The following is a 16,321-nucleotide window of genomic DNA, read 5'->3' as shown; positions in this document are numbered from 1 at the left end:
CCGCACCCGTAGGGGGAGAGATGACCACACTAGAGACTAACACCGCGCCGGTTGAGGCGAGCGGTGAGGGGACCCGCACGCCCGAAAAAGCGGTGCGCTGGGCCATCCCGCTGTCGCTGCTGGCCTGCGTGCTGCTGGCGTTTTTCGACAAAATCAGCATCGCGGCGCTCTTTTCGGATACCCATTTCCAGCAGGCGATGGGCATTGATTTCGACACCACGCGTCTCGGCATTTTGATGAGCGCTTTCCTGCTGAGCTATGGCTTCTCATCGGTGTTTTTAAGCGGTTTAGGCGACAAAATCGCGCCGCTGCGCCTGCTCACCGGGATGATGGCGGTGTGGTGCGTGCTGATGGTGGCGATGGGCTTTACCCATAACTACACGCTGATGATCGTCCTGCGTATTCTGCTGGGCGTGGCGGAAGGACCGCTGTTCCCGCTGGCCTTCGCCATCGTACGTCACAACTTCCCCCAGCATTTGCAGGCGCGCGCCACCATGCTGTGGCTGCTGGGGACCCCGGTGGGCGCGGCGATTGGTTTCCCGCTTTCCCTCTGGCTGCTGAACACCTTTGGCTGGCAGAGCACTTTCTTTGTGATGGCCATGCTTACCGTGCCGGTGCTTATCTTTGTGCGCATAGGTCTGCGCGGGATCCGCCTGGAGGCAAAACCCGGCATCTCGCAGGCGTCCCGGGACGAGCGGCGCGCGGCGCGGCGTGAGCTGTTCGTCAGCCCGCACTTCTGGATCATCTGCATCTTTAACATCGCTTTCCTGACCTATCTGTGGGGCATCAACGGCTGGCTGCCGGGCTACCTGATCAAAGGCAAAGGCATTCATCTGGAGCACGCGGGCTGGCTGTCGTCGATGCCGTTCATCGCCATGCTGGCAGGGGAAGTGATTGGCGCGTGGCTCTCGGACAGGGTCGATAAGCGCGCGGCGGCATGCTTTATCTCCATGGCGGGGGCGGCCGTCGGGCTGGCGGCGGTGATGCACCTTGATACCCCGCTGGCCGTCATCGCGGCGATGAGCTTCAGCACCTTTATGTGGGGCACCGGCGCGCCCAACATTTTCGCCCTGCTGGCGAAGGCCACCCATCCCCGGGTGAGCGCCACGGCGGGCGGTATCTTCAACGGGCTGGGAAACTTTGCGGGCGCGCTGTCGCCGGCGGTGATGGGCGCGCTTATCGCCTTCACCCACAGCATGGATTCCGGGCTGATTTTTCTGGCGGTGATGGCGGCGGTGGGCTGCGTCCTGTTACTGCCGCTGCTGAGACGTTACTGAGGAGAGTGTCATGACTGATTCAACCGTAACCAACAAAACGGGCATCAAACCTGACCATCTGACGATGGAAGAGTGGGTCGAGTCGCGCATCGCGCGCTTCGAAGGGCGTAAATACGACTGGAACGCGCTGAAGTTCCAGGCCGATTTTGACCCGAAATACCGCCGGGCGCAGATGCGCTACATCGGCACTGGCGCAACCGGCGTGGCGAACGACACCAACACCGTGCAGGCGGACCATTTTACCTTCTCCACCATGGTGCTGCCGTCGAAGTGCGAAGGACCGCTGCACCTGCACGACGACGTGGAAGAGGTGTTCTTCATGCTCAAGGGGCAGATCACGCTGATGATCCAGGACGGCGACAACTACACAGAAACCGTGCTGCGTGAGCGTGACCTGATCTCCGTTCCGCCGGGCATCTATCGCGGCCTGTTTAACCACGGCGAAGAAGAAGCGCTGATGTGCGTCATGCTGGGGACCAACAAGCCGGAAATCCCGACCTATCCGTCCGACCATCCGCTTTCCAAAGTGAAGCGGAACTAAGGGGGGCATGATGACGGGTTTTCGTGAACAGGGAAGCGGCATTCCGCTGATGCTGCTGCACGGGATCAGCTCCGGCGCCGCTTCCTGGCACAAGCAGATGGCGCTGAACGATTTTCGCGTGCTGGCGTGGGACATGCCCGGTTACGGCGAAAGCCCGATGCTGGCCGTAGCGCGGGCAAACGCGGGGGATTACGCCGACGCGCTGGCGGCCATGCTGGATCGCGCCGGTGTCTGGCAGGCAGTGCTGGTCGGCCATTCCCTGGGGGCGCTGGTGGCCAGCGCCTTTGCGGCAAAGTTCCCGGATCGCGTCATTCATCTGGTGCTGGCCGACGCCGCGCAGGGGTACGGCAATGCCGCGCCGGAGCAGCGGGAGCATGTCTGGCGCAACCGCGAGCAGCAGATGGCGCTGGGGGGCGACATCCTCGCCCAGACCCGCGCCGCGAAACTGCTGCGCCCCGGCGCGCGCGCGGAAGATATCGCCACCGTCGCGTCGGGCATGCGGGCGCTGCGCCCGGAAGGCTATCTCGCTGCCGCGTGGATGCTGGCACATGACGACATTCACGGCTGGCTTAAACGCTACTCCGGCACGTTTGAAGTCTGGTGCGGCGAGCAGGATGCCATCACCCAGCCGGAACTGGTTCAGGGTCTGGCGCTGCGCTACGGCATGCCGTTTATCGCCATTCCGCAGGCCGGGCACGCCAGCTATCTCGATAACGACGCGTTTTTCAACCAACAGCTTTTACGCATTAACGAAGAGGTGCGCGATGAATGCACAAATTGACGGGCGCGTAGCGGTCGTTACCGGCGGTTCTTCCGGCATTGGCTTTGAAACGCTGCGCCTGCTGCTGGGTGAAGGGGCGAAAGTCGCCTTCTGCGGCCGTGACCCGGATCGGCTCGCCAGCGCCCATGCGACGCTGCAAAACGAATTTCCCCACGGGGAGATTTTCGCTTACCGCTGCGACGTGCTGAACGCCGACGAAGTTCAGGCCTTCGCGGATGCGGTGCAGGCGCGTTTTGGCGCGGCGGATATGCTGATCAACAACGCCGGGCAGGGCTACGTGGCGCACTTCCATGACACCCCGCGCGAGGCGTGGCTGCACGAAGCCGAACTCAAACTGTTCGGGGTGATTAACCCGGTGCAGGCGTTTCAGCCTCTGCTGGAGCAGTCCGACATTGCCTCTGTTACCTGCGTGAACTCCCTGCTGGCGCTACAGCCGGAGGAGCACATGATCGCCACCTCTGCCGCTCGTGCCGCGCTGCTGAACATGACGCTGACGCTCTCGAAAGAGCTGGTGGGCAAAGGTATTCGCGTCAATTCCATTCTGCTCGGCATGGTGGAATCCGGCCAGTGGCAGCGCCGCTTTGAACACCGGGCGGACAAAAGCCAGAGCTGGCCGGAATGGACGGCGGATATCGCGCGCAAGCGCGGCATTCCGATGGCGCGCCTCGGCAAGCCGCAGGAGCCCGCGCAGGCGCTGCTGTTCCTCGCTTCGCCGCTGGCCTCGTTTACCACCGGCGCGGCGCTGGACGTTTCCGGCGGCTTCTGCCGACATCTGTAAGGACACATCATGAAAAAGGTAATGTTGATTGGTTTTGGCGCCATGGCGCAGGCGGTGATTGAGCGTCTGCCCGCCGGCGTGGCTATCGGCTGGATCGTGGCGCGCGCGTCTCACCATGCCGCTATTCACGACCAGTTTGGCGATGCGGTTGAGGCGCTGACGTCGCCGATGGCGTGCGCACAAACGCCGGATCTTGTGCTGGAATGCGCCAGCCAGCAGGCGGTGGCCCAGTACGGGGAAGAGATCCTGCGTCGCGGCTGGCATCTGGCCGTCATTTCCACCGGCGCGCTGGCGGACAGCGCGCTGGAGCAGCGTCTGCTCGCTGCGGGCGGAAAACTGACCCTGCTTTCCGGTGCGGTGGCCGGTATCGACGGGCTGGCGGCGGCGAAAGAGGGCGGCCTTGAGCGCGTCACCTATCAGTCGCGCAAAAGCCCGGCCAGCTGGCGCGGCAGCTATGCCGAGCAGCTTATCGATCTGAATGCGGTGTCAGAGGCAAAGGTTTTCTTCGAGGGCAGCGCCCGCGAGGCGGCGCGCCTGTTCCCGGCGAACGCCAACGTGGCGGCGACCGTGGCGCTCGGCGGCGTCGGGATGGACGACACCCGGGTGCAGCTGATGGTTGACCCGGCAACGAAACGCAATACCCACACGCTCCACGTGGAAGGATTGTTCGGCGAGTTTCATCTGGAGCTGAGCGGACTGCCGCTGGCTTCTAATCCTAAAACCTCCACCCTGGCGGCACTGAGCGCGGTGCGCGCCTGCCGCGAGCTGGCCCTGAGCTGAGGAGTGACGATGGACGATCTGAAGATTTTTATCGGCGGCCAGTGGCGACACGGCGGCGGCAACCCGATGCAGAGCCACTTCCCGGCAGACAGGTCGATCAACGCGACGCTGAATGCCGCCAGTCTGGATGACCTGGAGGAGGCGGTAGCCGCCGGAGAGCGCGCCTGGCGCGATCCCGCCTGGCGTAACAGCCTGCCGCATATGCGCGCGAAGATCCTGCATAAGGTTGCCGATCTCATTGAATCCCGCGTCGACGCGCTGGCGCAGATGCAGAGCCGCGATAACGGCAAGCCGCTGGCGGAAGCGCGCGGGCTGGTGTTGAGCGCGGCGGGAACGGCGCGCTACTTTGCAGCTGCCTGCGAGCTGCTGGAAGGGGAACTTCCGACGCCGCGCCAGCCGGATCTGCTGACGCTGAGCCGCTACGAGCCCCTTGGCGTGGTGGCGGCCATCACGCCGTGGAACTCGCCGATTGCCAGCGAAATGCAGAAGGTCGCACCGGCGATTGCCGCCGGAAACGCGGTGATCCTCAAGCCGGCCGAAGCCACGCCGCTGATGGCGCTGGAGCTGGCGCGGATTTTTGAACAGGCCGGGCTGCCTGCCGGGCTGCTGAGCGTGCTGCCGGGCAAAGGCTCGGTGATTGGCGATGCGCTGGCGCGCCATCCTCGCGTGCGCAAAATCTCCTTTACCGGTGGAACCACCACGGGCCGCCATCTGGCGCACGTGGCGGCGGAAAAACTGATCCCGGCCTCGCTGGAGCTGGGCGGCAAATCGCCGACCATCGTGCTGGAGGATGCTGATATCGAACAGGCCGCGCGCGGGATCTGCTATGGCATTTTCAGCTCGGCGGGGCAGGCGTGTATCGCCGGATCGCGGCTGTTTATCCACGAGAGCATTTACGCCCCGCTGATGGCGAGGCTGCTGGAATTAACTCGCGGGCTGCGCGTCGGACACCCGTTTACCGACGGCGTGCATGTCGGACCGCTGATCGGCGAAAAACATCGCCAGAGCGTGATCGAGTACGTCGAACTGGCGAAGCGTGAAGGGGGCCGCGTGCTGTGCGGCGGCGAGATCCCCGCCGATCCCGCTCTGGCAAACGGCAGCTTTTTCCTGCCCACGATTATCGAAGGGTTGAGCAACAGCGCCCGCGCCTGTCAGGAAGAGATCTTCGGCCCGGTACTGGTGGCGATGCCGTTTGCCGATGAAGCCACGCTTATCCGCGAGGCGAACGACTCGGTTTACGGCCTGGCAGCGGGGATCTGGACACGCGATACCGGTCGCGCCCTGCGTCTCAGCGAGCAGCTGGAGGCAGGCACGGTGTGGATCAACACCTACAAAGTCTTTGCGATTTCGACCCCGTTCGGGGGCTTTAAAGAGAGCGGTCTGGGCCGCGAGAAGGGTATCCAGGGGCTGAAAGCCTGGATGCAACAAAAGAGCATTTATCTGGCGACGGGTAACAGCGTCAACCACTGGTGCGACTGAGAAAGGGTGAGCAATGAGCGAAATGATAACCGTCGGCGACGCCATCGCCAGAACGCTGGAGCAGTATCAGGTTGAGGCCATCTACGGCGTCATCTCCATTCACAACCTGCCGATCGCGGATGCGGTTGGGCAGCGGGGCAATATCCGCTTTGTGCCCTCCCGCGGTGAAGCCGGTTCCGTCACCATGGCCGACGCCCACGGGCGCTTTTCCGGCCTCGGCGTGGCGCTGACCAGCACCGGCGCGGGGGCGGGTAATGCGGTAGGCGCGCTGGTGGAAGCCATGAATGCCTGCACGCCGCTGCTGCATTTAACCGGGCAGGTTGAGAAAGCCTGGCTGGACGCCGACACCGGGTTTATCCATGAAACCCGTGACCAGCTGACCTTCCTGAAGGCCAGCTCAAAACGGGCGTACCGCATCAGCAATGCGAATCAGGCGATAGCGATTCTGCATAAAGCTATCCAGGACGCGCAGACCCCGCCGTGCGGACCGGTCTCGGTGGAAATCCCGATTGATATTCAGGGCGCCAAAATTCCGCTGTCGCTGGTGACTAAACCGGTTAAACCGGCATCGGTTCCAGCCGTGGATACCGGAATGGTTGACGCGCTGTGGGCGCAGCTCAAACAGGCGAAACAGCCGCTGCTGTGGCTGGGGGGCGGGGCGCTGGGCAGCGCAGACGCGGTTAAAACGCTGGCGGATGCGGGCATCACCGTGATTTCCAGCACCCATGCGCGCGGCGTGCTGCCGGACAGCCACCGCGCCAGCCTTCGCGCGTTCCACAACTCGCCGTCGGTGGAGGCGCTGATTGCGCAGTGTGATTTTACGCTGGTGGCCGGTTCTCGCCTGCGCAGCAACGAAACCCGATCCTGGACGCTTGAGCTGCCTTCCCCGCGGGTGCAGATCGATATCGACCCGGCGGCGGCGAGCCGTAACTACCTGATGGATAGCACGTTGATAGCCGATTGTTCAGCGGTGCTTGGCGCGCTGGCTGAAAAAGTACAGGGCCGCGAGTGGGGCAGTCCCCAGTGGGATATGCAGGTGCAGCAGGCGGTCGGGCAAGCTGAGCAGGGGCTGCGCGAGCAGTGCGGCGCCTATGCGAAGCTTAACGACGCCATAGCAAAAGCCCTGCCGAAAGACGGCCTGCTTGTGCGCGATATCACCGTGTCCGGCAGCCTGTGGGGTAGCCGCCTGTTCAGGGCTAACGGTCCGATGATGAACATTCACTCCCTCGCCGGGGCGATTGGTATGGGGCTGCCGATGGCCATCGGCACCGCGATTGCCAACCCGCAGCGCAAGGTGGTGGGGCTGGTGGGCGACGGCGGCCTGAGCCTCAATTTAGGCGAGCTGGCGACGCTGGCGCAGGAGAAAGCCAACGTGACGCTGCTGGTCATGAACGACGGCGGCTACGGGGTGATGCGCGGTATTCAGGATAAGTATTTCGGCGGGCGTCAGTATTATAACGCGCTGCATACGCCGGACTTTACCCTGCTGGCGCAGGCGATTGGCCTTCAGGCGTGGAGCGTTGAGCGGGCAGAGGATTTTGATGCGGTGATGACGGAGGCGCTGGCGATGCCGGGGCCGTCGGTAGTGGAAGTGCGGATGGGGCAGATTGGCGCCCTGAAGTTTGCCGGGCCGCCGCAGAAGACGCTTTACTAGCTGTTTCCCCTCATCCTAACCCTCTCCCACAGGGAGAAAACGGTAGGCCGGGTAAGGCGAAGCCGCCACCCGGCTTTTTTCATCAGAACACGTTAAACGGGTATTCCACGTAAGCGCGGATCTCGTCCCCGCCCACGTTGTACTCGCTGGCGTTGCTGGAGACGCGCAGTACGGAGTAGCGCAGCTTCAGCTTCAGATCTTTCGCCGGGCCATCCTGCACCTGGTACTGGATCTGGTTAAACCACTCGTGCTCTTTGCCATTGCTGGTTTCAGAGGTTTTGATGTTATCGCCGCGCACGTAGGCGGTGGTCCAGCTCAGGCCCGGTAAACCAAGGCCGCCAAAGTCCAGACCGTAGGATGCCTGCCAGGAACGTTCATCTTCGCCGTTGAAATCAGACCAGTAGGAGTTCGCCAGCCAGATGGTGTTACCGCCGTCACCCACGCCGCCTTTGTCGCGATAGCCGCCGTAGTTGTAGCCGGTACTGCCGCTGCTCTGCTGGTACGCCACTTTGAACGTGTGAATGTCCCAGATATAGCTCGCTGCCAGGCTCCAGATGGTGTTGCTGCGGCCCGTGTCGAGGCTGTCCGCGTAATGCTGGTTGAGACGGGAGTTATAGCCGTTGAAGTCGAGCACCAGCTGCTGCCCGGTACTGAACGGCTGTTTGAAGTTCATGCCCAGGTACTGCTTGTTCATCACCTCTTCGTTATGAGAGGCGTACAGCGCGCCGCTGAACTGGTCGTTAAACTGATAGCTCGCACCGCCGAAGGAGAGGCTCTTCAGTCCGCTGTCGTGGCGGTCATCGCTTTTACGCTGCTCGTCGGTGAAGTAACCGGCGTTGACTTCCAGACCGTCGATCTCTTTCGAGGTCAGCATGGTGCCGGTGTAGCTTTCAAACAGCAGGCGGGAGCTGTCGGCATTCACGATGGGCAGCTCAGGGCGCTGATTCCCGTAGCTCAGTACGGTATTGGAGATGCGCATTTTGGCGGTTGCGCCAAACTTTGCCAGATCGGATTTTGCCCGGCCGTCGTCTTCCTGCTTAAAGAAGTCGATGCCGCCCGCGCCGCTCTTGCCGCGGCCACCGTCCAGACGCACGCCATACTGCGCGATACCGTCCACGCCGAAGCCCACCAGCCCTTCGGTATAGCCGGATGCAAACGTGGCGATGATCCCCTGACCCCATTCGGCTTTGTCCTGCTGGCCCTGATGGTAGTCGCGGCTGATATACGCATTGCGTAAAAACAGATCCAGATGGCTGTCGTCAATAAAACCCTTGCTGTCGGATTGCTGGCTTGCGGCGGCAGGTAATGCGGCAAATAAACTTAAAGCAATTAATGATAATTCTTTTTTCACGGAGGGAACGTCTCTGTCTGGATATATTAATTTGAATAACTGCGGAAGAGATAATTACCGGAAAAAGTAACCTTTGCAATAATTATGTGACCAGACATTTCAGAGTGGCAGGGTAGATTTGGCGGGGCTTTCAGGGGTGTTATCGATACGTGCTTTTAAGTTAACAATTCATGCGAAATAAAAAGGAGGCAAAACTGCCTCCTTCCGAAATTATTTAATTCCGTCTGCCGCCATACGGTCGCGAATATGCTGTGCACGCTCTTCCGAAGCCGGGTGATCGTCAAACATGGAGCTTTGACGGCCCTCCTCCAGTTTCGCCAGTTTTTCGAAGCTGGTAGCTAAACCCGATGGATTGATGCCGCGTTTGCGCAACAGATCGTAAGAGTAGTCATCCGCTTCCGACTCCTGACGCTGGGAGAACTGCGAGTTCACCAGTTTTTCGCCCACGTCGCCCAGCTGCGACTGGGACAGGCTGCCGACGATGCCGCCCGCAGAGGCCGCCGCTGCGCGCACGGCATTGGTGCCCAGCGCAACCTGCATCCCTTTCTTCACGTGACCCAGTGCAACGTGACCCATTTCATGGCCGATCACCGCTTCCACTTCGTTGTCGGTCATCATGTCCATCAGGCCGCTGTAAACGCGGATACAGCCGTTCGCCATCGCAAAGGCGTTGACGTCTTTCGCCATATACACCTTGTAGTTCACCGGCTGACCGTTAATGTTGTCGCCCAGCGCGGAAGCAATCTTGTTCAGACGCTGCGTGTAGGTGCTGTTTGCCGGGGCAAGCGTAGCTTTTCCATCCATATCCTTACAGGCCTCGTCGCTCAACGCTTTCACCTGCGCATCGCTCAATGAGTAGGCCTGAAAAGCTTCTGCGCCTGAGGTCATCAGGCCGTTAGAATCCATATTCTGACAGCCGCTTAGCAGGAGCGTTGTTCCCACAGCCAGCCCGATTGCACGCATTTTCATGATGTTGCTTCCGTACTCGTTAATCTGAATTAATTCCGAAAAATGCACCGTCAACGAAGCCGGTGTCGGGCTAAGTATAAGGAATATCGACAGAGGCGGGCGAGCAGATTGCGCAACATGCGAGCATGATCCAGAGATTTCTTAAGCTGCAAAAGAATGGTCCATGTACATGCCCTGCGGCTTGGGTTACATTGTTGGCACTTTTTTCCGGCGTAGCCCAAAACGCGCTGTCGTCAAGGGCATGGCCTTTAACAGTCCGATCTGGAGTTAAAATGTCCTCACGTAAAGAGCTTGCTAATGCTATTCGTGCGCTGAGCATGGACGCAGTACAGAAAGCCAAATCCGGCCACCCGGGCGCCCCTATGGGCATGGCTGACATCGCCGAAGTCCTGTGGCGTGATTTCCTTAACCACAACCCGCAGAACCCGGCATGGGCAGACCGCGACCGTTTCGTGCTGTCTAACGGCCACGGCTCTATGCTGATCTACAGCCTGCTGCACCTCACTGGCTACGATCTGCCAATCGAAGAGCTGAAAAACTTCCGTCAGCTGCACTCCAAAACTCCAGGTCACCCGGAAGTGGGCTACACCGCTGGCGTTGAAACCACTACCGGTCCGCTGGGTCAGGGCATCGCTAACGCCGTAGGGATGGCGATTGCAGAGAAGACCCTGGCGGCGCAGTTTAACCGTCCTGGCCACGACATCGTTGACCACTTCACCTACGCCTTCCTGGGCGACGGCTGCATGATGGAAGGCATTTCTCACGAAGTGTGCTCCCTGGCAGGCACCCTGAAGCTGGGTAAACTGGTTGCGTTCTACGACGACAACGGCATCTCCATCGACGGTCATGTTGAAGGCTGGTTCACTGACGACACCGCCGCACGTTTCGAAGCCTACGGCTGGCACGTTGTGCGCGGCGTTGATGGCCACGATGCTGACTCGATTAAACGTGCCGTAGAAGAAGCGCGCGCCGTGACCGACAAACCGTCCCTGCTGATGTGCAAAACCATCATCGGCTTCGGTTCTCCGAACAAAGCGGGCACTCACGACTCCCACGGCGCACCGCTGGGCGACGCGGAAATTGCACTGACCCGTGAAGCGCTTGGCTGGAAACACCCTGCCTTCGAAATCCCGTCTGAAATCTACGCTCAGTGGGATGCGAAAGAAGTGGGCCAGGCGAAAGAAGCGGCCTGGAACGAGAAGTTCGCGGCATACGCGAAAGCCTTCCCTCAGGAAGCGGCTGAATTCACCCGTCGTATGAAAGGCGACATGCCGTCTGACTTCGACGCGAAAGCGAACGAGTTCATCGCGAAGTTGCAGGCGAACCCAGCCAAGATCGCCAGCCGTAAAGCATCTCAGAATGCGATCGAAGCGTTTGGTCCTCTGCTTCCAGAATTCCTCGGCGGCTCCGCTGACCTGGCGCCATCAAACCTGACCCTGTGGTCCGGATCTAAGCCAATCAACGAAGATACTGCCGGTAACTACATCCATTACGGTGTACGTGAGTTCGGGATGACCGCGATTGCCAACGGTATCGCTCTGCACGGTGGTTTCCTGCCGTACACCTCTACCTTCCTGATGTTTGTGGAATATGCACGTAACGCCGTGCGTATGGCTGCGCTGATGAAACAGCGTCAGGTGATGGTCTACACCCACGACTCCATCGGTCTGGGCGAAGACGGTCCTACCCACCAGCCGGTAGAGCAGGTGGCTTCCCTGCGCGTGACCCCGAACATGAGCACATGGCGTCCATGTGACCAGGTTGAATCTGCGGTGGCGTGGAAATACGGCGTTGAGCGTCAGGATGGCCCGACCGCGCTGATCCTCTCCCGTCAGAACCTGGCGCAGCAGGAGCGTACCCCAGAGCAGCTGGCAAATATCGCGCGCGGTGGTTACGTGCTGAAAGATTGCGCAGGCCAGCCTGAGCTGATCTTCATCGCGACCGGTTCTGAAGTTGAACTGGCCGTTGCCGCATGGGAAAAACTGACTGCCGAAGGCGTGAAAGCGCGCGTGGTCTCCATGCCGTCTACCGATGCGTTCGACAAGCAGGATGCCGCGTACCGCGAATCCGTACTGCCTAAAGCGGTCTCCGCTCGCGTGGCAGTGGAAGCGGGTATCGCTGACTACTGGTTCAAATACGTGGGCCTGAACGGTGCTATCGTCGGTATGACCACGTTCGGTGAGTCTGCGCCGGCTGAACAGCTGTTTGAAGAGTTCGGCTTCACCGTTGAGAACGTTGTCGCTAAGGCGAAAGAACTGCTGTAACTCTCCCAGTGAGGCAAAACGGGTCGCTAAGGCGGCCCGTTTTTATTTCGATGGTATTTTTTTGTGTTAACAACATATATTTGGTGATTCCCATCACAAATACGTAAAGTCATAATATGTGTAATTTGCAATGGATATCACATATATAGACTTGCTTTTTTATTTCTTGTTTTTAACGATATGTTTTCATTCGTTTTATTAAAATGCGTTCTGACACGCTCGCCATTTTCTCCCCGTTTGATTTCATTTTACCGCAGGCGTATTTTGTTTTTAGCGATACGTTGTACCCTAAAAATAAAATAAGGATGATATATGCGGTTAATTGATTATTTCCCTGAATCCTCAATATCAATAAAATCCGCAGCAAAGGACTGGCAGGAAGCCATTGATTTGTCCATGTCGTCTTTGCTGCAAAATCATTATATTAACGCTGGTTATATTGAAGCAATTAAAACCTCGACGCTCACTAATGGTCCTTATTACATTCTCGCTCCGGGTGTAGCGATGCCTCATGCCCGTCCGGAGTGCGGTGCCTTAAAAACAGGTATGTCATTAACGCTTCTTAAACAGGAAGTGCAGTTTGCCGACGACGATGAGCCCGTGAAATTACTCATTGGTTTATCGGCGGCGGATGCGGATTCACATATCGGCGCTATCCAGGCATTAAGCGAATTATTATGTGAAGAAGATAAACTGTCGGCGTTGTTAACCGCTAAGTCAGAAAAGCAGTTGGCGGATATTATCGCTCGCGCATAATTATTCTCTCCTTTACAGGACATTATTATGGAACACAAGTCTGCTCGTGCAAAGGTCCAGGCTTTTGGGGGCTTTTTGACTGCAATGGTCATCCCGAATATTGGCGCTTTTATTGCCTGGGGATTTATTACCGCATTATTTATTCCAACCGGCTGGATGCCAAATGAGCATTTTGCCAAAATTGTAGGTCCGATGATCACCTATTTATTGCCGGTGATGATTGGCTCTACCGGTGGACACCTGGTTGGCGGCAAACGTGGGGCGGTGATGGGGGGGATCGGCACTATCGGCGTGATTATCGGCGCGGATATTCCTATGTTCCTCGGCTCAATGATCATGGGGCCACTTGGCGGTCTGGTGATTAAGCACATCGATCGGCTGCTGGATAAACGCATTCCCGCTGGTTTTGAGATGGTCATCAACAACTTCTCGCTGGGTATTGCGGGCATGCTCCTCTGCCTGCTGGGATTTGAAGTGATCGGCCCTGCGGTGTTAATTGCCAATAACTTTATCAAAGAATGTATTGAAGCACTGGTGCATGCGGGCTATTTGCCGCTGCTGTCGCTGATTAACGAACCGGCAAAAATCCTGTTTTTAAATAACGCTATCGATCAGGGTGTTTATTATCCGCTGGGAATGCAGCAGGCTTCCGAAACGGGTAAATCCATCTTCTTTATGGTGGCCTCCAACCCCGGGCCGGGATTAGGTCTGCTGCTGGCTTTTACTTTTTTTGGCAAAGGGATGGCAAAGAAATCAGCCCCTGGCGCGATGATTATTCACTTCCTGGGCGGCATTCATGAGCTCTATTTCCCTTACGTACTGATGAAACCGCTGACGCTGATTGCGATGATTGCTGGCGGCATGAGCGGAACGTGGATATTTAATATGTTGGGCGGTGGTCTGGTAGCTGGCCCAAGTCCGGGTTCGATTTTCGCCTATCTCGCGTTAACACCTAAGGGTGCTTTTCTCGCAACGATTGCTGGCGTAACGGCAGGCACTCTGGTCTCTTTTGCAGTCACCTCCCTGATCTTAAAAATGGATAAAAGCCATGAAGCTGAAACGGAAGATACTTTCAATGATTCTGCCAACGCCGTAAAAGCCATGAAGCAGGAAGGCAAGTTTTCTTATCGGGATATTAAGCGCATCGCTTTTGTCTGCGATGCCGGAATGGGCTCCAGCGCTATGGGCGCGACGACATTCCGCAAGCGTCTGGAAAAGGCCGGGCGAGATATCGACGTAAAACATTACGCCATCGAAAATGTGCCTGACGATGCGGACATTATTGTTACCCATGCCAGCCTGGAGGGGCGTGCTAAACGGGTCAGTGACAAACCGTTAGTGCTGATAAAAAACTATCTCGGCGATCCGCAGCTTGACGATCTCTTTAAGCATTTAACGGCGAATTAATCTATCTGGTTCCTGGAGTCATTATGAAAACGAAAGTGGCTGCCATTTATGGCAAGCAGGATGTTCGTATCCGTGAATTTGAACTGCCCGAAATAAGCGACAATGAACTGCTGGTGAGCGTAATTTCTGACAGCGTTTGTTTATCAACCTGGAAGGCAGCGAAATTAGGCAGTGAACATAAACGTGTGCCTGACGATCTGGAAAATCATCCGGTCATCACCGGACATGAATGCGCCGGGGTGATTGTTGAGGTCGGGAAAAATCTGACCGAAAAATATAAAAAAGGTCAGCGCTTTGTTTTACAACCGGCAATGGGATTACCGACCGGTTATTCTGCTGGCTACAGCTATGAATATTTTGGCGGCAATGCGACGTATATGATTATTCCAGAAGTCGCAATTAATCTGGGCTGCGTTTTACCTTATCACGGCTCCTATTTTGCGGCGGCTTCGCTGGCGGAACCCATGTGCTGCATTATCGGCGCGTATAACGCCAATTATCATACGACGCAATATGTCTATGAGCACCGGATGGGCGTGAAACCGGGAGGTAATATTGCGCTTCTGGCCTGCGCCGGGCCGATGGGAATTGGCGCTATTGATTATGCGATTAACGGCGGGATTCAGCCGTCGCGCGTTGTGGTGGTGGATATCGATGAGGCTCGCCTTGCGCAGGCGGAAAAACTCCTGCCGGTTGAGCTGGCGGCACAAAAGGGTATTGAGCTTATCTATGTCAATACCTCCGAACTGGAGAACCCTGCCGCTACGTTACGCGCATTGACTGACAATGCAGGCTTTGACGACGTGTTTGTCTATGCCGCGGTTCCGGCGGTCATTGAACTAGCAGACGATCTTCTCGCCGAGGACGGGTGCCTGAATTTCTTCGCCGGACCAACGGACAGCAATTTCAAGGTGCCGTTTAATTTTTACAACGTCCATTACAACAGTACCCACGTGGTGGGCACCTCCGGCGGCTCGACGGAGGACATGAAAGAGGCGATTGCGCTGAGTGCGACGGGCCAGCTCCAGCCGTCGTTTATGGTGACCCACATCGGCGGCCTTGATGCGGTGCCGCATACGGTACTCAATCTTCCGGACATTCCTGGAGGCAAGAAGCTTATCTATAACGGTGTCACCATGCCGTTAACGGCCATTGCCGATTTTGCCGAAAAGGGCAAAACCGATCCGCTTTTCCGGGAGCTGGCAAGGCTTGTGGAAGAGACGCACGGCATCTGGAATGAAAAAGCAGAGCGCTATCTGCTGGCGCAGTTTGGTGTGGATATTGGGGAGGCGGCGGCATGATGTCTCTGGCATGGCCGCTCTTTCGCGTTACGGAACAGGCGGCGTTGGCCGCCTGGCCGCAAACCGGGTGCGGCGATAAAAACCGAATCGACGGGCTGGCGGTAACCGCCATGCGCGAGGCGCTAAACGCGATAGCGATGCGCGGGCGTATTGTCATCGGCGAAGGTGAGATCGACCATGCGCCAATGCTGTGGATTGGCGAGGAGGTCGGAAGCGGTGTCGGCCCGGCGGTGGATATTGCCGTCGATCCCATCGAGGGCACCCGCATGGTGGCGATGGGGCAAAGCAATGCGCTGGCAGTGATGGCGTTTGCGCCTGAGGGCAGCCTGTTTCATGCCCCTGATATGTACATGAAAAAACTGGTGGTTAACGCAGAGGCAGCCGGGGCAATCAGCCTCGATCTCCCGCTGGCAGAAAACCTTCGCAACGTTGCCCGGGCGCTGGGCAAGCCGCTGGAGCATCTGCGGATGGTGACGCTGGACAAACCGCGCCTGCAAAATGCAATTGCCGAGGCGACGCAACTGGGCGTGAAAGTGTTTGCGCTGCCCGATGGCGACGTCGCCGCCAGCGTTCTGACCTGCTTACAGGATAATCCCTATGATCTGATGTACACCACAGGCGGCGCGCCGGAAGGGGTGATCTCCGCCTGCGCGGTGAAAGCGCTGGGTGGCGATATGCAGGCTGAGCTGATCGATTTTTGTGAAGCGAAAGGGGAGAGTCCTGAGAACCGTAGGGTCGCCGTGCAGGAGCACCGTCGCTGTGCGGAGATGAAGGTGGAAGTCAATCGTATCTATACCCTTAGCGAACTGGTAAAGGGCAATGACATTCTGTTCAGCGCGACGGGCGTGACGGGCGGCGAACTGGTTAAAGGTATTCAACAGGTTGCGAAGGGTGTGCGCACGCAAACTTTACTGATCGGCGGCGCAGATCGAACGTGTAATATAATAGACTCTCTGCATTCACGGTGATTTATCGAGATACAA

The 16,321-nt window shown here is 58.1% G+C and carries 14 protein-coding genes; 12 read left to right on the top strand and 2 right to left on the bottom strand.

Annotated features, from left to right (window positions below):
• The first annotated feature begins 20 nt into the window (after positions 1-20).
• From IMQ56_RS20195 to IMQ56_RS20165, 7 genes are read left to right on the top strand one after another with little or no spacing between them, the layout of a single operon-like run.
• Positions 21-1,277 (top strand): MFS transporter, encoded by a 1,257-nt coding sequence (locus IMQ56_RS20195; RefSeq protein ID WP_196063886.1) that lies wholly within the window; start codon positions 21-23, stop codon positions 1,275-1,277.
• Between the two features lie 10 nt (positions 1,278-1,287).
• Positions 1,288-1,818 carry a cupin domain-containing protein gene (locus tag IMQ56_RS20190; RefSeq protein ID WP_017382915.1) on the top strand — a complete coding sequence of 177 codons (531 nt, stop codon included), beginning with the start codon at positions 1,288-1,290 and terminating at the stop codon, positions 1,816-1,818.
• Positions 1,819-1,828: 10 nt separating this feature from the next.
• The gene (locus tag IMQ56_RS20185) at positions 1,829-2,599 is read left to right on the top strand and encodes an alpha/beta hydrolase (protein WP_196063885.1); all 771 of its coding nucleotides are present in this window, start codon (positions 1,829-1,831) and stop codon (positions 2,597-2,599) included.
• Positions 2,583-3,377 carry an SDR family oxidoreductase gene (locus tag IMQ56_RS20180; RefSeq protein WP_032649463.1) on the top strand — a complete coding sequence of 265 codons (795 nt, stop codon included), beginning with the start codon at positions 2,583-2,585 and terminating at the stop codon, positions 3,375-3,377. Before IMQ56_RS20185 ends, IMQ56_RS20180 begins: the two co-directional genes overlap by 17 nt.
• A 9-nt stretch (positions 3,378-3,386) precedes the next feature.
• Positions 3,387-4,157, top strand: coding sequence for an aspartate dehydrogenase (locus IMQ56_RS20175; protein ID WP_023295404.1), 771 nt, complete (start codon positions 3,387-3,389; stop codon positions 4,155-4,157).
• A gap of 9 nt (positions 4,158-4,166) precedes the next feature.
• The gene (locus tag IMQ56_RS20170; protein ID WP_048219514.1) at positions 4,167-5,636 is read left to right on the top strand and encodes an aldehyde dehydrogenase; all 1,470 of its coding nucleotides are present in this window, start codon (positions 4,167-4,169) and stop codon (positions 5,634-5,636) included.
• Between the two features lie 13 nt (positions 5,637-5,649).
• Complete coding sequence (locus IMQ56_RS20165) at positions 5,650-7,290, top strand: thiamine pyrophosphate-binding protein (RefSeq protein WP_196063884.1); 1,641 nt, start codon at positions 5,650-5,652, stop codon at positions 7,288-7,290.
• 82 nt (positions 7,291-7,372) lie between these two features.
• Here the strand turns inward: IMQ56_RS20165 and IMQ56_RS20160 are convergent, their stop codons facing one another.
• Complete coding sequence (locus IMQ56_RS20160) at positions 7,373-8,641, bottom strand: OprD family outer membrane porin (protein ID WP_047734786.1); 1,269 nt, start codon at positions 8,639-8,641, stop codon at positions 7,373-7,375.
• A gap of 210 nt (positions 8,642-8,851) precedes the next feature.
• The gene (locus IMQ56_RS20155) at positions 8,852-9,610 is read right to left on the bottom strand and encodes a M48 family metallopeptidase (protein WP_017382909.1); all 759 of its coding nucleotides are present in this window, start codon (positions 9,608-9,610) and stop codon (positions 8,852-8,854) included.
• A gap of 272 nt (positions 9,611-9,882) precedes the next feature.
• Here IMQ56_RS20155 and tkt point away from each other — a divergent pair, with 272 nt between their 5' ends.
• The 5 genes from tkt (at position 9,883) to glpX (ending at position 16,306) form a co-directional block, all read left to right on the top strand.
• The gene (tkt, locus tag IMQ56_RS20150; protein ID WP_003860074.1) at positions 9,883-11,874 is read left to right on the top strand and encodes a transketolase; all 1,992 of its coding nucleotides are present in this window, start codon (positions 9,883-9,885) and stop codon (positions 11,872-11,874) included.
• A gap of 312 nt (positions 11,875-12,186) precedes the next feature.
• A complete protein-coding gene (gene cmtB, locus IMQ56_RS20145; RefSeq protein ID WP_023295399.1) occupies positions 12,187-12,630 on the top strand; it encodes a PTS mannitol transporter subunit IIA in 444 nt (147 codons plus the stop codon).
• Between the two features lie 27 nt (positions 12,631-12,657).
• Positions 12,658-14,037, top strand: coding sequence for a PTS mannitol transporter subunit IICB (locus IMQ56_RS20140; protein WP_023295398.1), 1,380 nt, complete (start codon positions 12,658-12,660; stop codon positions 14,035-14,037).
• A gap of 23 nt (positions 14,038-14,060) precedes the next feature.
• Positions 14,061-15,338 carry a zinc-binding dehydrogenase gene (locus tag IMQ56_RS20135; protein WP_023295397.1) on the top strand — a complete coding sequence of 426 codons (1,278 nt, stop codon included), beginning with the start codon at positions 14,061-14,063 and terminating at the stop codon, positions 15,336-15,338.
• Entirely contained in the window at positions 15,335-16,306 is a 972-nt protein-coding gene (glpX, locus tag IMQ56_RS20130; protein ID WP_058686046.1) for a class II fructose-bisphosphatase, read from the top strand. The genes IMQ56_RS20135 and glpX overlap by 4 nt, the downstream gene beginning before the upstream one ends.
• Positions 16,307-16,321: the final 15 nt, after the last annotated feature.

Origin of the sequence: Enterobacter sp. Res13-Sevr-PEC09-46, assembly GCF_015672585.1 — a bacterium.
Lineage (GTDB): Bacteria > Pseudomonadota > Gammaproteobacteria > Enterobacterales > Enterobacteriaceae > Enterobacter > Enterobacter hormaechei_C.
This window is presented reverse-complemented; position numbering and strand designations above follow the sequence as displayed.